Below are 20,917 nucleotides of genomic sequence, written 5' to 3' on the forward strand. Positions count from 1 at the left end.
CATATCCGGTTACTCATGGCTCATAAATCCACTTCCCTTGGCAGGTGAATTGGCTTGGAGAGTGAAGTCTTCGTTGGCCTCATCCACAAATTGAGGGTTCACATACAATGAATGTGCGTCATTTCCGGATCCCTCCATATAGGAGGTAAAGCCGGAATACTCCGTGTTTTTCCAGACCCACAGCGCATCTTCTTGTGGCGCAGAGGAGTAGTACACATTATGATCAAACACATTCCCCGAATTACTGGTGTATTCATTGTAAATGAGCACGTCAGAGCTGCCCGATACGAGAATGTTCCGCTTGAACGTATTGTTCTTCGTCCGGGCTTGCAGGAATAGCTGCCCATTGCCTGCATCCAGCAGGTCGTTATCCACTAACGTATTGTACATAATCGTACTGTCCTCGGTAGAACCGCGTTCCTCATCATAGCCGCCCATGGCGATGCCTGTAAGCCTGTTATGAAAAATCAGGTTATCCTGCAACGTAATGTGGCTGGTCGAACGCCCGGCATGCTCCGAAGCAATCTCGATCCCGATATCGTTACGGTATACCCGATTGTGGTCGATGATATGATTTTTGCCTCCATCTACGTAGATTCCCCCGGCAGAATTGCTGTCATTGGGGAGATCCGCTCCATAAGACGGATTAAGATTGGAAGAGATATTATAGACCTCGTTTCCCCGTATAATCCCGTTTCGCGCCTGATCGTAAGTGTCGTCCTCCGAAGTTCCTTCATATCCAATCAGATCAATGCCGATGTTGTCGGTATCATGGATCGTATTGTCCAGTATGGCAAACGTATCCACATTCCCGTTGACTGCGAGTGACTCACTTGAGCCTAGCACGAGATCATACAATTCATTATCCTTGATGATGATATCCCGCAATGCTTGGGGATGCTCCGTACCATAAATCGCGATTCCATGGGCATCTCTGCCCTGTAAATCCGGTCCTGAAGGTTTAGCTTCATTTTCAATGGAATGGACAGTATTGCCCAGGAGTTGAATGTGTTCTCCTGCCCCGTGAACATATATTCCAGTAGGCACTTGTCCCCGAAGTGAGGTTGTAAAGTTGCGGATTTCGAGATTTTGAATCGTAATATAGCTGGCATTTTCGACTTCAATCAAACCCTCTATGCCGCGTACCGACAGACCTTCACCATCAATGATGACCTTCTCCTGTGGATAGCTGGAAAATAGGGTCGGATTGCCGGAGGAATTACCGTTTCGAGTGATTTTGACCTTTTGATGATAGACACCTTTCCGCAAATAAACGGTGCTTCCCGGGGTAGCATGGTCGGCAGCGTGCTGCAACGTTTTCCAGGGAGATTGAATGGTTCCTTTGTTCAAATCGTTTCCTTGTGGTGATATGTAATAAATCTCCTGGGTATCCGGCACTTGCACAGCATCGGGAGAATGGACGGATGAAGCCTCATCCTTCTGACAACCCGTTGCGAACAGGATCAGGGCCAGGAGTGCAATTGCAGCTATACGATACAAGATGATTCCTCCTTAGAATTAGCTATGAAGTTCGATTATAGCAGATTTGAATGGTGAAATAGGGCGTGAGATGCCATAGAATTTCAGAATGGGGAGAGGTACTCAGAAACAACGAAACAGGTGACGAGTGTGATCTCGCCACCTGTTTGTATATGCTGATGGTTATTTTCGGTGCCAGAGCACACTGTAGCGGCAGCAGATAAAAATGATGACATTGGCTGCTGCGGCTATACCGAACACCAACGCAGGATTGGACAACTCGGAGATCCAGCCGCTCCCCCAAATAGCCAAGGGCATGCCGAGCTTGAACAGAGATCCGGTAATCCCACTGATCCGGCCAATCATGTGATGTGGTGTGGACTCCTGGCGGAATGTCCAGATACAGATCGTGCTGATGGTCAGGAAATGATTGAAGTCACGATGGATCAGGTTACTGAACTGCTGGACTTTCTGTATCACAGTCTTCAGAGAGCCCAGCATCACCCCATGCTTGAAGGCATTGCCCTAAATGCATGGGGGAAAATCGATTATAAATATATCTGGGTGAAGCTATAAACATAAAGGGAAGAGTGTGAACGTATGGAGCAACTACGGCTTTTTTGGATTTAAAGTAGATCGAAGGGAGCAATGATCATGCAAAAATTATCCGCAAACGAATTAGTGGATCGGGAACATCACGCTTGGGAGGAGCTCAAGGAACTGTTGGACCATGGACAAAATAAATACACCTATGTTCCTGCACAGCGAGAGGTCGGAGAAGATGCGCTCTATCATCTTCAGATCAGCACCAAATCCTATTTGGGAGCCGTTGCCTATGAGACAGCGGGAATCGTGTTGGATGATGGCTGGATTACGTTGCTTGGATCGGGTGGTGACCGCATCTTCGGGAGTCTGACCAGTTGGAATGGTGTGGCTGACAAGCCTAGTGTACAAGCACTGGAAGGCATGATGGTCGTCGCCTACGATGCGGCGGGTGGATTTTTCGGAATGGATATGGGCAAGTATGGCCGTACAGGACATGTATACTATTTTGCCCCTGACACGCTGGAATGGGAATCGACAGAACTGGCTTATTCGGGCTTCATCAACTGGTTGGCTAATGGTGATCTGGAGCAGTACTATCAGACCTTTCGCTGGAAGGGTTGGCAGAACGACATGGTACAGCTTCAGAGGGGACAAGTATTTGCGTATTATCCACCTCTTTGGACGGAAGAGGGCGATGGCGAGAGCAGCAGCAAAGCTCCTATAGCGGTGGAGGAAGCCTGGAAGGCAGCATTGAATGGGAAATAACCTGCTATGACAGAACTGTTTGGGAGGGAGCGCATGAGTAATATGCAAATCGAGAACATTCAGAGACATTACGGCATGGTGTATCCGCACAAATATCTGGAGTTTCAACGGGAGGCTGGCGGTAAAGCATTTGATGTGATTGAAAATGGTGAGGTCATCGATTGGGAAATTCGTTTCTCTGCTCTCGATGATCAGTTCATTGTGAATAACATCAATCTGGTAGACGATGTGAATCCCGATCCACGCCGGATTATTCCATTTGCTTGGAGTGTCAGCAGCGGCACCAATTACTTATTGGATTACCGAAAGAATTCGGAATCTCCTGCCGTACTGGTTATGGATCATGAAGAGGCGATGGTGCGCGAAGATGCCGAGAGTGAATCGGAGACGCTGGAGGAAGCCCAACAACTGCTTGAGGAAAATGTACGAGAGATCGCTGCTAATTTCAATGCCTTCATAGCCTGTTTGAAAGCCAGATCGAGTGATCCAGTAGAGTGATTCACCATTTGAACAACGGGATGAACAACAAAAGGCTCGCGCCAAGCGCGGGCCTTTTACTCAAACGAATACATAAGTGCTTTATTTGACGATGTAGCTTACATTCTAACTTGCAACCTATCTAATCCCGGTCATCGTAACCGTAGAAGTCGAGCGTGCAGTTTTGTTATGCCAGACCACAATTACAAGCGATGCCAGACAAACTAAGAGCAGACATCCGTATACATAATGATAGGCTTCCTCTACCCGAACGCCCGGAATGCCGTGCAGCAGCAGACCGCAGACAGCCACGGATACCGAACCGCCAAAAAACTGGATCAGCTGTAACAAGCCCATACCGGAACCGATCTGCGCTTTGGGCAGCACCCGAGATGCTTCGTTATTCAGCGAAGCTATCGAGGCAGAGAGTGCAGGGGAGAAAAAGAGATATCCTCCGGTGATGATCAGTGCAGACTGATTCAGTCCCAGCATAAACAGAGCAAGCACTGCGGCAAGCAAAATGTGCCCGATCATCAGAAAACGCATATTGCCATAACGGTCGATCCAGCGACCTACGAAACGGGTACAGAATGCCGAGACGATGGCTCCAGGAGCAATCAGCAAACCGATAGCCAGTGACGAGCGTCCAAACAGATCAGCGAGTACTAGCGGCATCAGGAACAGATTGCCCAGATTTACAACCAGAACACAGAAGCCGATGATCATTAGCCGGGTAAACCCAGTTGTTCGAAATACATGTGGATTCACAAAGGGAAGGCTCGCCTTGCGAATATACACGATGTGCACAACAAGTGTAATGACACCGATGGCCAGCCATAACCATGACTGCTGGGTGATGGCAACCAGAAGGGTAGTTGCATTAATCACGGTTAGTGCTGCACCGATCATATCAAAAGGATTCTCCGGCTTGGCCGTCTCGCGCGGGAGAAAATAGAGCAGTACGGGCAGTGCAAGCAGAACAAGCACCGTAATAGCGAAAAGTCCATTCCAGCCCCAGTACTCACTAATGAGTCCACCCACAATGGGGCCAAGCCCAAATGCCATGGCACTGCCTGATGAGATCAGTGCGATGGCAGCTCCGCGACGCTCCAGCGGGATGTAACGGCTCGCGATGACAAGCCCAAGCCCGGCCATGACTCCTGCACCCGCAGATTGCAAAATGCGTGTCAGCAAAAGGATCGCAAAGCTGTGCGCAAATAATCCGAGCAATGAAGATAAGCCCAGAATAAGCAATCCCACCGTCAGCAGTTTGCGTACCGGAATACGGTCAGACAACCGACTGTAAATCACAGTCGACAAGGCATAACCAATGGAGTAGCTTGAAATGACCCAGGACCCCAGGTCCGATGTAATCTGAAGATCATGAATAATAACGGGTAAAGAGACGTTAAACATGGTGGTATTCATCACAACGATGAACAGGCAGCAAGTCCAGAGAGGCATTACAATTTTATCTTTCACGTAACCATTCCTGTCTATGAATTCAATAAACCATTTTACGCTCAATCTATGTATATGGCAATAATGTCATACGGATTCGTATGGTAATCTAACAAAAACGACGTCCTGACCCAGGACGCCGTTTTTGTATATGAGCATTTTCATTTTTAGGACGCCGCAGTAGCTTGTGTGCCACGATTGCGAATCCACTTGATGACATCCATTAGAATGACCGCTGCGAGAGCGAGTCCCCCTGCGGTGAGGAATTCATTCCAGCCAAAGGCTGCCGGGATGGCGAAGATGCTGCGAACCCCTGGAATCAGCGTGATTCCATAGAGGCAGAGACACACTAGAATGGATCCGAGAACATATTTGTTGGTAGTGAAGCCGACCTGGAGAATCGTCTGTGTGTTGGAGCGAGCTGCAAAAGTTTGCAGACTCCGTGCCAGAATCAGGGTCGTGAAGGCCATCGCCACGCTCATTTCCTCCGAGATCCCAAGTCCAATATATTGGGACACGATAACAGCCACCCCGATCAGTACACCACGCGTAATGACAGCTTGTAACGTTCCGCCGGCAAAGATGCCTTCGTTAATATCCCGCGGTTTGCGTCGCATGACATCCGGCTCAGCTTTTTCGGTACCCAGTGCAATGGCAGGCAGGGAGTCATTCACCAGATTGATGAAGAGCAGCTGGAGGGCCGTAAATGGGTTCACCCAACCGACCACGAGTGCAAACAAAATGGCGATAATCGCCCCAAGGTTTCCTGCAAACAGATACGCGATGGCTTTTTTGATATTATCAAATACCATACGCCCGACACTGACTGCATTCACGATGGAGACAAAGTTATCATCCGTCAAAATCATGGCTGCCGCATCTTTCGCGACATCCGTCCCGCTGCCCATCGCTACGCCGATGTCGGCCTGTTTCAGTGCAGGTGCGTCGTTGACACCATCTCCGGTCATCGCTGCAATCTTGCCTTTGCGCTGCCACGCACGTACGATGCGGATTTTATTTTCAGGAGATACACGTGCATACACCGAGATATGTTCCAGCTGCTGATCGAGTTCTTCATCTGACAGTTTGTCCAGCTCTGCTCCGGTAAGGGCCAGGTCGTCAGGACCTGCAAGTCCGATATCAATACCGATGGCCTGGGCTGTTGTTTTGTGGTCTCCGGTGATCATGATGGTGCGAATGCCCGCCTTCTTGGACTCTTCGATGGAACCATATACCGCTTCACGCGGCGGATCAATCATAGCCGTCAGACCAACAAGCGTTAGATCATGTTCGTCCTCGATCGTGAGCTGATCTTTGTCATCAAACTTTTTGTAGGCGTAAGCCAGCACACGGAAGGCGCGTTTGGAGAACGCTTCGTTTTTCTCTTCAAACTGCGTGCGAATCTCAGGCGTCAATGGCTGAACTTCTCCGTTCATAAATACATGACTACAGCGGCTGAACAGCACATCCGGGCCGCCTTTGGTCAGCAAAGCCGTCTGCCCCTCAAACGTATGCACTGTACTCATCAGTTTCCGATCCGAGTCAAAAGGAAGCTCAGCTTCACGCGGAAACTGGTCACGAATTTCATTGTAATCCTTGTTCACCCGGTTGCTGAAGGCAATGAGCGCCACCTCGGTTGGGTCTCCGAGTTCCTTGCCTTCCTGGTTAATATTTGAATCATTGCAGAGTACTGCAATATGTAATAAGCGCCGTTCCTCTGCAGACCACTGTTTGGGATCATCGGGGAATTGGTCTTTCGTGCCGTGGGGAATGTAATAGTCCACCACAGTCATCTTGTTTTGAGTAAGCGTTCCTGTTTTGTCCGTACAGATGATGCTGGCAGAACCCAAGGCTTCCACGGCAGGAAGACGTCTGATGATAGCGTGCTGCTTGGCCATTTTATTCGTTCCCAGAGACAATACAATCGTCACAATGGAGGAAAGGGCTTCAGGGATGGCGGCGACAGCGACGGCAACTGCGAACATGAGGGCATTCACAATGGATGGCCCGATATTTTCCGTCCCTTCAGTTAACCAGACACGTCCTGCTTCGATGGCGAAAATAAGAATCGACAAGCCCAGGATAAAGAAGCCTAGCTTCTTACTAAACGATTCCAATTTGCGTTGTAACGGGGTTTCCTTCGCTTCTGCATTTTCAATTAATTCAGCAATCTTGCCAATTTCTGTTTTCAGTGCTGTACCCGTAATGACGAGCGTACCCCGACCATACACCACCAGTGATCCACTGAATGCCATGTTACGACGATCACCGATCGGAGCTTCTTCCGGGATGGCATCTGCGTGTTTCTCCGCTGCTTCGGATTCTCCGGTCAGCATGCCTTCGTTGATTCGCAAGCTGCCTGATTCCAGAATGCGGCCGTCTGCCGGGACATAATCTCCGGCATCCAGCAAGACAATATCGCCGGGAACGAGTTCCCGCGCAGGAATCGTTTTTCTCTGCCCGTCACGAATGACTTTGGCTTCGGGAGCAGACATTTGCCGGAGTGCATCCAGAGAACTTTCGGCCTTTTTGGTCTGCACTACGCTGATTACTGCATTTAACAGAATGACGAGAAAAATGATTAGCGATTCGATCAGGTGTCCAAGGACGATCTGAACAGCGGCTGCGATAAGCAGCACGATAACCATCGGATCTTTAAAATTTTCAATAAACAGTTTCCAGATGGGGGTGGCAGCTTTTCCTTTTAACTCGTTATGGCCTTCCGTCTCCAGTCTCTTCGCAGCCTCTGAGGTTGTGAGCCCATCCATGGAACTCTGAACGTCCTGAAGCGTCTCCTCTGCACTGTGTCTGTAATATTGCAAATGACCAACTCCCTGGTTCATAGATTTCAATGTGCTTCACTTGTATTACCCTTACGGCCAAAATATAGAATCGTTGCATTTCATTATTTTTATGTACACAGTATTTTTCATAAGGAGTCCAGATATGCCTGTTTTTAATTTTTTTATTTTCAGTGATGCACATACAAGACATGCATCACTGAAATGTTGAATGAAATAACGTCGGTGAATCTAAAATTAGATTAATCGGTAGCCGGGAGGAAGCTCGCCGGTTCTTCTAATTTCGCGAATCTGTGCCAGTGTTAATCGCTGATTGGAAGCAATGAGAGACTCCACATCACCTCTGCGCAAGAAGTCATCCAGTTCGCGAATGATTCGATTTCCCCGCAATACAACGAAATTGTCACGAAAACGTGAACGATCAAATAACACGAGTGTGGCGTTTGGATTGGTTGAGAAAAATTTCAGACTTCGATCCCTGTCAAAACAGCATCAAGATCGGCGATTCCGAGGTTGCCCTCCTTTGATTTTACACAAATTGTCTATGACAGAATGCGCTATGCGACAGGATATGCTGAGGATCATGTGATGGCTTGGATGATAGTTTTGGAGAGATAAATTACAAGGTTAATATAATTGTGAAACTCATATACAGGTCATCTAAAAGGGACCTGATCATAAACTGTGTGCGTCATCACACCTGATCATTTGTGGGTCTGCTACGCTATTCAATAATGAACGTCGTTTAATCCATAAGTGGAGGGATATACTATGTTTTGTTATCAGTGTGAACAGACGCCCAGCGGCGGGTGTACCGTGGTTGGCGTATGCGGCAAAGATGAAACGATCGCCAGTTTGCAGGATACGATGATTTTTGCGTTGAAAGGCATCGCTGCCTATGCAACACACGCGCGGCAGCTCGGCTATCACGATCCAGAGGTTGATCGCATTACACATGAGGCTTTGTATATGACGTTAACCAATTCCAACTTTAATGTGCAGGAACATCTGGATATGGCCATGAAGGTAGGGAACGCTGCGATTCGTATTATGGATGTATTGGATCGTGCGCATACAGACCGTTTTGGTATTCCGCAGCCGATTACGGTTAGCCAGAACCAGATTGAAGGACAGTGCATCGTGGTAACCGGACATAATCTCTATGCACTAGAGGAACTATTACGCCAAACGGAAGGAAAGGGCATCAACATCTATACGCATTCGGAAATGTTGCCCGCTCATGGATATCCAGCCCTGAAGAAATATGCTCATTTGAAGGGGAATATCGGTAAAGCCTGGTATGATCAACGCAGACTGTTTGAGCAGTTTCCAGGTGCCATTCTTGCGACGACCAATTGTGTCATGCCGATTAAGGGAACCTATGCGGACCGCTTTTTCTCGTATGAAGTGGCTGGTTTGGAGGGGGTCGCCAAGATTATGGACGATGACTTCTCTCCCCTGATTGAACGCGCGTTGTCATTGCCTGCGGCGGATGTACAATCCGAGCAAGTGTTAACGACAGGATACCATCATGAGACGGTGATTGGACTTGCTCCTGAGATTATTCAGGCGGTAAAGGATGGACATATCCGTCGCTTCTTTGTCATTGCAGGCTGCGATGCACCGGGCAAAGGTGGCAACTACTATCGTGAATTGGCTACATCGTTGCCGAACGATACGGTAATTCTGACCACATCCTGCGGCAAATTCCGCTTTAATGATGTGGATTACGGTACAGTTGGGGATACGGGCATTCCGCGTTATATCGATCTGGGGCAATGCAACAACTCTGGTTCTACGGTGAAAATTGCGATGGCCTTAGCTGATGCTTTTGGCTGTACCGTGAACGAATTGCCTGTCAGCATTGTCCTGTCCTGGTTTGAGCAAAAAGCAGTTGCCATCCTGCTCGGCCTGTTCAGTCTCGGCATTCAGGATATCCGGATTGGACCCAAACCGCCAGAGTTTATTTCGGACGGTGTGTTGGATGTACTTGTGGATATGTTCGGCCTGAAGCTGATCACAACAGCAGAGGAAGACATGAATGCCATGTTGGCGTTGTCTTAAGACGAACGGATCAATGTTAGAATGAAACCCGCCAAATGGTGGGTTTTTTACATTGTTAAGAGAAAGGTGTATATGTGATATGTCTTGCGGAGATTACGTTTAACGTGATAGGATGTATGGGTTAAAAAACCAAAATAGGAGTTGTGAAATGCAATATACTCAACTTGAAGAGATCAACACGATCATCTATCAACATATTGAAGCTATTTTGAAAAGGTTAAACCATCGGATTCATTTTCGGTTATACTCGATTGCCATAGATGAAAATAACAAAGCTGATGAAATTCGCAGAGTCAAAAAAACGATATCTACTCAAGCTAAAAACGACAAGAACTCAACGGAATGTACTACCAGATATGAGTATGTAAATGATCCTTTGCAAGAGATTAAGCAAGTATACAGTGAGCTTGAATTACTTGTGCAGCAGGAAGACACATTAACGAAGGGAAATCTACATGAACTCATCATTGCAAGCAAGCAAAGCTATGTTCAGCAATATACTGAGCAGTTTCATTCGGTACCAATCTCATCTAGGTCCATAGAATCTGCTTCAAAGGACGAATCTGCCCAGCTCACAAAGGAATACATAGAAGATCATCGGTTACTTTACGCAGGAACGTTTGAAGTTAGCCAACAGACAGAAAGTCCGTATACTGTTATCTATTTGTTGGGAATCAGAAATCTGGAGCCAAATGTGCAGCATACTTATTACAGCAAGCCAGATGTTTCGTTTATACGAATGGTGTTGGACTATTTCTTTTTGGATTTTTTTACAGAAGGTAAACTTGAGCTAAAGCTTCTATCTGAAAGTATTAGTAAGTATGAACTTATAAGGAAATATCAAGAGAACGAAGTCCAATTCTTGAGGAGAATTAACCGTTTATTTTTTGGGAAAATGCAAATGATCCTCCATCAAAGCAGTAGTAATATTGTAAGCGAGTATTCAAATACAGTAAAAAGTGAATATTATATCAACAATTTATTAGAGAACATTGACGACATTTCCACACAAACTTATGAAGGAGCTAGTCCATTTGGTTCCATGCTGTTTTTGAGGAATTCCGATATCAAAGTAAAGCAAGGACCTGTTAAATTTGCAATCGAATTCAAAACAGATGATTTAATTAGTATAGAAGATGCTAAAAGAATTCGAAAATTGCTCGAAATGACCAATGTGAAGAAACATCTATATCTGATTTCCGATGGAAACTGGGTGTATGGTGTGGGAGAAATCCAGTGGGACAAACTCAAGGAAACAACTAGTTTCCGCATTGATTTCAAAGGGATCTCAAAGTATAATCTTGTCTCGATCAATTTTGATCAATCTCCAAATGTTGTTGGGGAACTTATTCTTGAAGGTGAAAAGACGATATATCGTTCCAATACAGACTATGAACTCACTTACCAAACTCTGGTCTCGGTTATGTTTAAAAATCCTAAAATTGGAGAGGAAGGGTATACTTCTGAGCGTATGGTTGCCATTTTGAGAGAGACTTTTCAAGGTGAAGATGCTGCCTTAGCCTCTGACAAAATTTCTGATTTGGATGAGATTATACGAAAAGCACGTGAGCAACACCATGGAACAATGGTAGTAATCACTGATTCTGATACCGCGGAGGAAGAGCTTGATATTCTGAGAAAACAATCTACTCTGATTGAACCGTGTGAAGTACATCCTGATCATATCAAGTTCCTCACCGCTATTGACGGCGCAATCTATTTTGACACGGAGGCGAAGTGTCATGCGATTGGAGTCATTCTTGATGGGATTGCACAGCCGGAACTCGGAGATGCAAGTCGAGGGGCAAGATTCAATTCTGCCTATAGATATTATTCCAAATTGGAGTCAGAAGGAAAGAAATGTGTGATTGTAATTATATCGGAGGATGGCATGATAGATGTGATTCCATCGTTTGATGATGAAGAGAAGGTGCTGGATCTTGTGGAGGAGATCATTGATGTATTGGACCAACGTGAGGAACCTGAGCGTGATTTATTGCTTCAGAGAAAAGAAGGACAGTTGTTGAAACTCAAAAAAACAGACTTTCAGCCGCTTATGAGTCTGGCACAAAAATTTGGATCGAAGCAAAAATACGATAAAGCCAGATTGTATTATGATGAAGCATTTGGTATAGCCGGGAATACGTTTATTCCGGCTAAATATCATAATTGGAGGGGAGCCTGTTATTATCATTTAGGGCTATTTTTAGATTCTGCCGTTATGATTGAGACTGCGATTGAGATTGATCAAAGGAATGACTTTGTGTATATAGGTAACGCTGGAAGAGCATATCTAGAGGAAGCTAAAAAATCGAAAGGCAGTAAAGAAGAAAATCATCGTTGGTTACTTAAAAGCCTTTCCCTATTAGAAGAATCAATAGACAGAAAAATGTTTATTCAAGGTAAAGATAGTAATATGGCAGGATTATATAATAGTAAGGGTATTTGTTACTATCAACTTACGAAAAATACGACGAACGAAACAGAAGATTTGAAGTATTTTGAAGAAAGTGTGGTAGCATTTTCGATGGCTCTTGAATGGGAACCTTCAGCTAGAATTATCCTCAATAATCGCGCAGGTGTGTTGCAAGAAACGGATAAACCCTTGGATGCAGTAAAAGATTATATCGAAGGATACTTCGTTTCCAGCGAAGATGAAGAAAGGACTTATAACTTTGGGGAAATTAAAAGTTTAATGGAGTCCAATTCAGATATCACTCTCGATGTTGTTAAATTTTATCGTGAACTTGTACAGAAAGATCACAATCAAATTTACGAGGAATTGGAGAATTTGTTTAGTACTTTGGAGTCCAAGGCGCAACCTGGTTTAGATACTCAGGAAGCGGCATTCAGTAGTGAACAAAACAAGGAAGTATAACTTCTGAGAGGTAAGATGAAGAGGCCCGCAGAACGGGCTCTTTGTTGTACCATGAGGAATTTAGGTCATTATACCTTGCGCAAAAATCATGAAATAAAAGGGGAAATAGTTTTTTTATCCTATTGAAGTTTTTTCATGGAAATGTGTATATAGATAGGGGCACATCATAACCGCAGCATAAGGAGAAGGTACATATGAATGACAAGCAAATCGAAGCACTATTGAAACTCGCAGGGGGAAAGGAAAATATTCGTCATGTGCAGCGTGACATGGATACCACTACGTTGATATTGCGTGACCGTAATCGAATGGATATATCAGTATCTGATGTATTGGATCTTGGCGCCAATATTCGTATAACAAGTGACTATTGCTCCATAACACATGAGGACGAATTCTCCCAACTATACAATAGGCTACAGGGCATGGGAGTGGGGAAAGAAGAAGGTGACACACTGCAAGAAACAAGGCGTACAAGTAAAAAATCATTATTATATTTTATTTCTGATGTGTTTAAGCCTCTGATGCCCGCCATTCTGGGAGCGGCAGTGCTCAAGATTGTGCTAGCCATCATTACGTTATTTAACGTTTACAGTTCTACAGATTCCTCCTCGCTGATGGACGGTCAGACATTCCTGATATTTAAATCCATTGGAGATAGTGTGTATTATCTGTTGCCAATCCTGGTAGCCGTCAGTACAGCCTATCGGTTAAAAAGCAATGTTTATGTTGCCGCAGCGATTGGCGGACTAATGCTTTACCCGCAAATGACCGCTTTATTGTCAGGTGAAGAGGATGTTCATTTTATAGGTGTGCCTATCGTGTCGCAAGCGGTCTTTTTTTCAGCTGCAATTTGGGTGATTTTGACGATATGCGCGGCGTCCTATCTGGAAAAAGTCGTTGAGCGAATAAGTCCAAGTGTCTTTAAAGGAATTCTTGCTCCATTGTTGACGTTTCTGATTCTCGTTTCACTGGTTCTGATGGTACTTGGTCCACTTGGTACTTGGATTGATCAGCAGTTACCGGATGTTGTGGATTCACTACTGAATGATGCCCCGATTGTAGCAATTATGCTGCTGGGAGCGGTTTATACCCTAATGATGATCGCTGGATTACATTACTGGCTTGTACCTGTCATGATTAATGAATTGGTGACGAATGGGTTTTCCCTCATTATCCCTGTCATGCTAGTTGCCTTCGTTGCACAAGCAGGAGCTTCACTGGCTACTGGGCTGAGAAGCAAACAGCGGGAATTCAGGAATCTGACTTTTTGGGCAACAGGAACTGCTTTATTAGGTGTTCTAGAGCCTGCGATGTATGCGGTCAATATGAGAAAGAGGGCTTCTTTTTACTCGGCATTGCTGGGCGGTGCTGCAGGAGGACTGTATTTCGGGCTGTTGTCCGTCAAAGCATTTGCAGTGGGTGGATCCGGAAGTCTGCTGGAGATTCCGCTATTTATAGAAGAAGGGAGCCTGAATCTGTTACATGCCTGCGTTGGTTTGATTATTTCCTTCTCTGTGTCAGGTGTGTTCACCTATTGGATGATAGGAAAGGAACAGAAACACGCATAAACTAAGATAAGCCCGTACCTGATGGTGCGGGCTTTCATGCTTTCCGTTTTAATAATACAACTTAAATGTAATATACTTTTGATGTAGTAACACTTAGAATTATGGATTCTTCAGGCCACAGAAAGGATAACAAAATGCCCAATAACATAGAGTGGATGGCTCAATGGAAGTCAACCAAACCACTGACAGACCCATGGATGACTGCGGGCAAGCTGCATCACTTTTCAAGTCATGCCTTACTACTTATCCTCGACGGGAAAGCGATCTGGAATATTAATAATCATAGGGTCCAGGTATCTTATGGAGAGTTAATTGCTGTGCAAGAAAACTCTGTGATTGAAGTGATTGAGGGTGGCAATCTGGATCTGGCCGGATGGCATGTTCAGTTCGATACATACGCGATGTTCCCTGACCGAGGTGAACTGGGGAAATATGAATGGCAAGTATCGTCAGGAGACACGTATCAAAAAGTGAAATTAACCGGTGGCACATTGGCGAGTCTCAGCCAACATTGGAGTGAAGGAGGTTCTCCTGAGCCCAACGCCATCCGGGTTAGAAATCAGCATCTGGTGTATGAGCTGCTACAACATGTATACCGGGAGCTGTTGGAAGAGGAGCCAACCGTGGAACAAGGCATTCTCCGCTCTGTGGATTACATGCAGCAGCACTATGAACAGGTCATTACACGAAAGCAACTGGCTGAGGTCGCAGGCATCAGTCCCTGGCATTATTCCCGCAAATTCAGTGAGCGTTATGGTAAGCCACCTCTGGATTACCTTGCCCATTACCGGATCTTTCGTGCTCAAGAGGAGCTGTTGCTAACAACGGCCACATCTCAGGACATTGCCAAGAAGACCGGATTTGAGGATGCTCACTATTTCAGCCGTCGCTTTAAACAGTTAACAGGCGTTTCTCCGAGAAATTATGCACAAACGTTGCCCCGGCGTAAAATCGTATGTCTTTCCCCGCTTTGTTCGGAAGTGTTGATCCACTTGGGAATTATTCCACATGCCGTTGTGGTAACTCCCTTGCTTTTGCCTAAACATCAACATGAACTATTTGAAGCGCATCAGGTGCAGATGCTGGAAGTCTCGCAATATGAGATGGATGTGGAACTGATTCGGCAAGTTCAGCCCGAATGGATTATGGGAACCTTTTGGACGGAAGAGATCAAGCAGAGGCTGCGCACAATTGCACCCATCTTAACCGGTTTGAATAATGATGTGGAGGCTCTGCTCCATCAACTGAGTGGTTTGTTTCACCTAGAAGATACTGCCCATAAACTTCATATGCAGATGAAAATGGAAGTAAACGCAGCACAGCAGCAGCTGCAGCATCTTGTTCAATCCGCCTCCACCGTGATGGTACTGAGGGTAGAACCGTTTGGTTATCGATATTTGGGTGGCTATTCAAATGGGGTCTCCTATTTACTATATGAACAACTCCGATTAACTCTGCCACAACCGCTTCAAGCAGGGGAGGCGTGGTTTAATCCTTGCTCACTCGACTTATTGGCCAAAGCCAATCCCGATTACCTGTTTGTGGAGAAACGAGTTATGCAGCATTTTAGTGCTGAAGAGAATATGAAGAAGTTAGTAGAGAGCTCACAATGGAATGACTTGAAGGCTGTAAAAAACAACAGGGTATTTCTCGTGGATACCCGCCTGTGGGTGGATGGCAGCGGAATTATCGGGCACCAAATGATTTTGAATGAAATTGTGAATAGCCTGGTCACCAATGTCTAATAGAGCACAATAATCCAACTGAATACGCACCATCTCCTATGGAAGGATCTCTTCCTATTTGCTAGTATTTGATAATAATTATCATTATCAATATATTACATAAGGGGCGAGTAGATCATGTCACGAAGGTTTAAGGGTTTTGGAATAGTGCTGTTGGCGCTAAGTTTGGTGCTTTCCGCCTGTTCCGGTACTTCTGATAAAGAAGTGGAAGCTTCAGTAAAAACGGCAGAGACCAATGAAACGAAGGTTGTTCGGGATCAGTTTGGAGAGGTCACAATCCCTACCAATCCTCAAAATATGCTTGTACTGGATTCCATCTATGCCGAGTACTTGATCGAGATGGGCGTGACACCGCAGATGGTAGTATTCGTTCCGGAGATTGAACCGGACTATCGTGCGTCATATTTTGAAGAACACGGGGTTCAAATGATTGAAGCGGAACAATATCAATATAATTATGAACAATTGCTGACGTTGTCACCAGATATGATTGTTAGCGCGGGCGTAGGTATGGAGCAAGGCGTATATGATGAACTATCCAAGATTGCTCCAACGGTGGCTCTGGATTCCAACAGTGAAATGCAGATTGCCATGCCGAAGCTGGCTGTCGTCTTTGATAAGACAGAGGAATCAGCCAAAGTGCTGGCGGAATTTGATGAGAAGGCGAAGCAGGCACAGGAGAAAATCGCTCAGGCCATCGGCGACAAAACCGTGCTGGTTCTTCGAGTGGAGCACAATCGTTACCGTTTCATGGGTCCCAAAGGAGGAAGCAGCAGCGTCTTTTTCTATGAAACTTTGGGTTTGAACAGCCCTGAAGTTATCAAAGACTCTACAGACTGGTTTAGCCAGTTTTCCCTGGAATTTCTGCCGGAAATGAACCCGGATTATATTTTCCTAGAAGACAGGACATTGAAAGGTTATGACACGAAGGAGTCCATGGATAATCTGAAAGAAAGCAAAGTATGGGCAAGTCTGAATGCAGTGAAAGACAATCATGTCTTTCCGCTGAAAACGAGTGATTTTGTAACAGGTGTGGGCCCTATTGGGTCAGCGAAGTTATTGGATTATGTCGTTGGAAAGTTGGTGCCCTAAATGAATACTGGAGCGGAGCAGCAATTGGACATTTACGATATAACGATTGTTGGTGGCGGACCTGCAGGAATGTATGCTGCATTTTACAGCGGGATGAGAGCAATGCGTACCAAAATCATTGAAGCCAAAGAGGAATTGGGCGGATTTATGCGCACGTACCCGGAGAAGCTGGTCTGGGATGTAGGTGGAGTTGATCCGATTCGTTGTGAGAAATTGATCGATTCCCTGGAAAGGCAGGCAAGAACCTTCGATCCAACCATTGTGTTTGGCCAGGAGATTGCTCATATGGAACGACGTGAAGATCAAGTGTTTGTACTCACGTCAAAGACAGGGGAACGTCACTACACGCGTACGATCTTGTTATGTGCAGGCAGAGGCATGACGCAGGTTCAAAAGCTGGATATTGAAGGCGCAAATCGGTATGAGCTGACGAATCTGCACTATACCATTACGGATCTGTCCAGATTCAAGGATAAACGTGTGCTGATCTCGGGAGGCGGGGATTCCGCAATAGATTGGGCGAATGAAATGGAGGGATTGGCACGAGAGGTCATCGTAGTGCACAGACGACAGGAATTTAGGGCTCATGAGCTGCCTGTTGCCCAGATGAAAGCTTTTGCCCAAGTCTTGACTCCTTACAGCATCTCTCGCTTATATGGTACAGGACACAAAACAGGTCGTGTTGAACTTGCCCATGTAGATAATGGGGAAATCCTGCCGATTGAAGTGGATGAAGTGGTTGTAAGTCATGGATACGATCGTGATTTCGGTAACCTGGTCCATTGGGGACTGGAACGTGAAGATTACGGTATCTCGGTTGATCCGCGAATGTGCACAAGTCAGCCGGGAATATTCGGGGCAGGTGATTTCATTACCTATGGAAGCAAAGTCCGTCTCATTGCTGGAGCATTTACTGATGCTGTACTCGCAGTAAACAGTGCGAAGCTCTATCTGGAGCCGACCGCTTCCGATATGGCAGGGGTATCGTCCCATAATGCAAGGTTCTTTGAGAAAAACAAAGCCATTTCTACCTTGTAAATTAACATGTGTAGAACGTGAAGTAATAGTAAGAAGCCCGACCAGCGCCGAAATTTTCTTGTGCGCTCGTCGGGCTTTTTGGTGGCAATCTTAGCCCCTATGTTTTCTCGTAATAATAATACTAAGGTCAATATCAACCGGAATTAAATTGCTATGATAAGCGAAATTAATACGTTATTTCAGGTCATACTTTGGAAAGGAGTTAAGATACAATCGAGGCCTTTCTTTTTTTAGGAAGATTGTAAATTAAATGAGTAATAGATAGGAGATTTTGTCATAAAAACCACGTTGCTGTTGAAAAGTTAGAACCTTTGACGAATGAAAGATTTCCGTCAACTATTAAATTATAATTGTAGAAATGATGATATCTGGAGAGGAGGACTTGCATTTGAATCAGCCTCAATCCACAGAGATAACAATAGAAGAAGTCATAGATAAACATACTAAAGACGTAAAAAGAACAGCAAGAAGATGTTTCTACTCAAGAATGTTATATGACAAGTGGCTATTGGATGATCTTACACAACAAGGCTATTTAGGACTTATAGAGGCGTACTCGAAATTTGATTTTAAAAAAGGAAAAGAGTTTTTCTGGCGTTATGCTTATAAATTTGTAAAGGGAAGAATGATAGAGTTTACAATACAACATTACAATATTGTACGACCTAGCCAAAAAATAAACAGCATAATCCTTAAAATAATGAGTCGAAACCTATCAGGAATGTCACCAGATATTATTTCACAAGAACTCGGATGTTCTTACAATATGGCCGTTCAAGCTTTGCATTTTTATGTAATTAGACGTCAACTATACTTATATGAATCAATTAATTCAAACCAAGAAAACCAGGATGAAAGACAGCTGATAGATGTGATTGCGGTCGAAGAAAATCAGGATCAAATATTTCAAATCGAAAGTGTAGGAAGCTTTTCTACAATAGAACAGAAAGTTGCTGACAAGCTAATAGAAGGCTATAGCAGAGAGAATATAATAGAACATTTTACGATCTCTGCAGCTCAATTAAGAATAAATATTGATGGAATATTAAGAAAATGCGATTTCGACTGCCAAAAAATTATCAATAGAAACGAGGCGTTACTTATGCAAATTTCAGAACTCAATCTAAATGGTCAACCACAGCAGAATAGTGATGATAATCTTAAGTGGGTGCAAATTGAATATATTTTTGCTAATCCTAGTAACCCCAGAAGAGATCTGGCTATCGACACAAAGCAACTACAACAAATAATAGAAACTAAAGGCTATGAAGAGCCAGTAACATGTTATAAGAAAGGAGAGTACTACATCTTACTGTCTGGACACCGTAGATGGTATGCGGCAAAACAATTAGGCCATGACAAGATGCCTGTATTTGTAGTGGACGCGCCTTCTACATCTGCTGAGGAGAAAGATCGTTTAGGCTCATTACAAAGTGTGCAAGTGGAATGGACGCCATACGAAATAGCGAAAAATATATACGATCGTTGGATATTCAGTGGGGGTATCGCATATGAAGAATTTTCGAAAAAAATAGGCGTGCCCAAAACGAAAATAGCTGCAAAAATCCGCGTTTACAAATATTATTTACGTGTTGAAATTGAAGACAAACTGAAAAATGGTATGTATTCGATCTCTATGCTTGACTATATCATTACCTGGATTAAGCGGTTGTGTGAATTTCATCCTAACTTGGTGAAATCGCTAGATGAGGATTTTATAAGAAAACAAATGTTGAAAAAATACGAAAACAAATGTTTTAATAGCAACATTTTTAATGATAGAAATTTCGTGTGTAATGCTAGTGAAAAAGAGATTATATCTTTTCTTTCAGACACTACCAAAACGTTGAAACAATCAGAGATTGAGATGGCGATCAATCGTTCGGGAGAAGATGATAATTACAACGGAATATATAAAACAATGGATGATTCGATAGCAACTGTTCAAAAAATCGAATGTAAGGATCGTAAAGAAGCACAAATATTAATAGACGAGTTAAACGATTTAATGGAAATGTTAAAGAGTAAGAGCCTTGAATTACAAGGAGGGAGTTTGACTTGAATAACTATTCCAACTTGATAAGGGCAGATATAAAGGATGTTGTACCAAATCCGTTGAATCCACGAATGGATAACACAATTAAAACTGAAGAATTACAACGAGTAATTAAAGACAAAGGATGGGAGGTTCCTATAACATGCTATGAAAAAGATCATAAGTATGTAATTCTATCAGGTCATCGAAGATGGCATGCAGCAAAAAAGTTAATGCAAAGAACAATTCCAGTGTACCTAGTTGAGCCGCCACAAAGTATCCAAGAAGAACAAGAAAGATTAGGATCAGTCCAAGGTGGTAAATCAGATTGGAGTGTATATGAATGGGCTAAACACACTTACGATATGTGGATTTATTGGGAAAAGTGTTCGTTTAGTGAGCTCGCACGCAAGATGAACAAAAGTGTTGCTTTTGTATCAGCAAGAGTAAAGGTATTTAGCTATTATCCGCATTCTGAAATTGAACAAACTTTAGCCAATAATAAAATATCAATCTCCGCACTAGCATATTTAATACAATGGTTGAATAATTTAAATAGATTAAAACCTGAAATAGTAGAAGATAACAAATTGGATACAGTGAGGGCAACAATGTTGTCCAAAATTGAGAGGGGATTAGTTGGAATATTGGATCTTAAAACGGACTCATTTATCCATAAAGCCAACGTAGAACAATTAAAAAGTTTTTTAGTAGATCCTGATAAGAAGTTGTCTGACGCACTTCTTGAGATAGATGGGGATAGTATGAGATATCGAGGGAAAAGTAAAATTAATACCTATGTCCAAGATATAAATAACGCAAAAGATATTTTTAAAAGAATATGTTTTACTGGTAATGAACATGAACGTATAAGATTGCAAGAAAGAATAGAACAATATTCAAACGCAATCTTACGTCTGAAAACTGATTTGAAATTATATATCGATAATTAGAAAACTAAAAAA

General features: G+C 44.0%; 14 protein-coding genes. 11 read left to right on the plus strand and 3 right to left on the minus strand.

Annotation, left to right across the window (positions count from 1 at the left end):
* Positions 1–9: 9 nt before the first annotated feature.
* Positions 10–1,500, minus strand: coding sequence for a DUF5123 domain-containing protein (locus ACFVQB_RS20660; protein WP_379443260.1), 1,491 nt, complete (start codon positions 1,498–1,500; stop codon positions 10–12).
* Between the two features lie 171 nt (positions 1,501–1,671).
* Between ACFVQB_RS20660 and ACFVQB_RS20665 the strand changes: the two genes are divergently transcribed.
* The 3 genes from ACFVQB_RS20665 (at position 1,672) to ACFVQB_RS20675 (ending at position 3,288) form a co-directional block, all read left to right on the plus strand.
* Positions 1,672–2,055: a hypothetical protein gene (locus tag ACFVQB_RS20665; RefSeq protein ID WP_379443264.1), complete on the plus strand. Its 384-nt coding sequence runs from the start codon at positions 1,672–1,674 to the stop codon at positions 2,053–2,055.
* A 78-nt stretch (positions 2,056–2,133) separates the two neighbouring features.
* Positions 2,134–2,790 (plus strand): DUF2625 domain-containing protein, encoded by a 657-nt coding sequence (locus ACFVQB_RS20670; RefSeq protein WP_379443268.1) that lies wholly within the window; start codon positions 2,134–2,136, stop codon positions 2,788–2,790.
* Positions 2,791–2,823: 33 nt separating this feature from the next.
* A complete protein-coding gene (locus ACFVQB_RS20675; protein WP_379443273.1) occupies positions 2,824–3,288 on the plus strand; it encodes an SMI1/KNR4 family protein in 465 nt (154 codons plus the stop codon).
* Positions 3,289–3,405: 117 nt separating this feature from the next.
* Here the strand turns inward: ACFVQB_RS20675 and ACFVQB_RS20680 are convergent, their stop codons facing one another.
* On the minus strand, positions 3,406–4,749 hold the full coding sequence (locus tag ACFVQB_RS20680; RefSeq protein ID WP_379443277.1) for an MFS transporter: 1,344 nt from the start codon (positions 4,747–4,749) through the stop codon (positions 3,406–3,408).
* A gap of 146 nt (positions 4,750–4,895) precedes the next feature.
* Positions 4,896–7,550, minus strand: a complete 2,655-nt coding sequence (locus tag ACFVQB_RS20685) for a cation-translocating P-type ATPase (RefSeq protein WP_379443281.1) — start codon at positions 7,548–7,550, stop codon at positions 4,896–4,898.
* A gap of 750 nt (positions 7,551–8,300) precedes the next feature.
* On the opposite strand from ACFVQB_RS20685, the gene hcp reads away from it, so the two are divergent.
* The 8 genes from hcp to ACFVQB_RS20725 all read left to right on the plus strand — a co-directional run bounded on the left by hcp (position 8,301) and on the right by ACFVQB_RS20725 (position 20,905).
* Positions 8,301–9,593 (plus strand): hydroxylamine reductase, encoded by a 1,293-nt coding sequence (gene hcp / locus ACFVQB_RS20690; protein WP_379443285.1) that lies wholly within the window; start codon positions 8,301–8,303, stop codon positions 9,591–9,593.
* A gap of 148 nt (positions 9,594–9,741) precedes the next feature.
* Positions 9,742–12,471: a diadenylate cyclase gene (locus ACFVQB_RS20695; RefSeq protein ID WP_379443289.1), complete on the plus strand. Its 2,730-nt coding sequence runs from the start codon at positions 9,742–9,744 to the stop codon at positions 12,469–12,471.
* Positions 12,472–12,665: 194 nt separating this feature from the next.
* Positions 12,666–14,042 carry a PTS sugar transporter subunit IIC gene (locus tag ACFVQB_RS20700; protein ID WP_379443293.1) on the plus strand — a complete coding sequence of 459 codons (1,377 nt, stop codon included), beginning with the start codon at positions 12,666–12,668 and terminating at the stop codon, positions 14,040–14,042.
* A gap of 134 nt (positions 14,043–14,176) precedes the next feature.
* Positions 14,177–15,787, plus strand: a complete 1,611-nt coding sequence (locus ACFVQB_RS20705) for a helix-turn-helix domain-containing protein (RefSeq protein ID WP_379443294.1) — start codon at positions 14,177–14,179, stop codon at positions 15,785–15,787.
* 117 nt (positions 15,788–15,904) lie between these two features.
* Entirely contained in the window at positions 15,905–16,879 is a 975-nt protein-coding gene (locus tag ACFVQB_RS20710; protein WP_379443297.1) for an ABC transporter substrate-binding protein, read from the plus strand.
* The gene (locus ACFVQB_RS20715; RefSeq protein ID WP_379443301.1) at positions 16,880–17,917 is read left to right on the plus strand and encodes an NAD(P)/FAD-dependent oxidoreductase; all 1,038 of its coding nucleotides are present in this window, start codon (positions 16,880–16,882) and stop codon (positions 17,915–17,917) included.
* 388 nt (positions 17,918–18,305) lie between these two features.
* Entirely contained in the window at positions 18,306–19,979 is a 1,674-nt protein-coding gene (locus ACFVQB_RS20720) for a ParB N-terminal domain-containing protein (RefSeq protein ID WP_379443305.1), read from the plus strand.
* On the plus strand, positions 19,976–20,905 hold the full coding sequence (locus ACFVQB_RS20725) for a ParB/RepB/Spo0J family partition protein (RefSeq protein ID WP_379443309.1): 930 nt from the start codon (positions 19,976–19,978) through the stop codon (positions 20,903–20,905). The genes ACFVQB_RS20720 and ACFVQB_RS20725 overlap by 4 nt, the downstream gene beginning before the upstream one ends.
* Positions 20,906–20,917 lie beyond the last annotated feature (12 nt).

The organism is Paenibacillus sp. NPDC057886, from assembly GCF_042796655.1.
Taxonomy (GTDB): domain Bacteria; phylum Bacillota; class Bacilli; order Paenibacillales; family Paenibacillaceae; genus Paenibacillus.

What these genes read in the sequence shown, in the direction of transcription:
- ACFVQB_RS20670 (WP_379443268.1), top strand. Translation starts at nt 2,134, where the DNA reads ATGCAAAAATTATCCGCAAACGAATTAGTGGATCGGGAACATCACGCT.
- ACFVQB_RS20675 (WP_379443273.1), top strand. Translation starts at nt 2,824, where the DNA reads ATGAGTAATATGCAAATCGAGAACATTCAGAGACATTACGGCATGGTG.
- hcp (WP_379443285.1), top strand. Translation starts at nt 8,301, where the DNA reads ATGTTTTGTTATCAGTGTGAACAGACGCCCAGCGGCGGGTGTACCGTG.
- ACFVQB_RS20695 (WP_379443289.1), top strand. Translation starts at nt 9,742, where the DNA reads ATGCAATATACTCAACTTGAAGAGATCAACACGATCATCTATCAACAT.
- ACFVQB_RS20700 (WP_379443293.1), top strand. Translation starts at nt 12,666, where the DNA reads ATGAATGACAAGCAAATCGAAGCACTATTGAAACTCGCAGGGGGAAAG.
- ACFVQB_RS20705 (WP_379443294.1), top strand. Translation starts at nt 14,177, where the DNA reads ATGCCCAATAACATAGAGTGGATGGCTCAATGGAAGTCAACCAAACCA.
- ACFVQB_RS20710 (WP_379443297.1), top strand. Translation starts at nt 15,905, where the DNA reads ATGTCACGAAGGTTTAAGGGTTTTGGAATAGTGCTGTTGGCGCTAAGT.
- ACFVQB_RS20715 (WP_379443301.1), top strand. Translation starts at nt 16,880, where the DNA reads ATGAATACTGGAGCGGAGCAGCAATTGGACATTTACGATATAACGATT.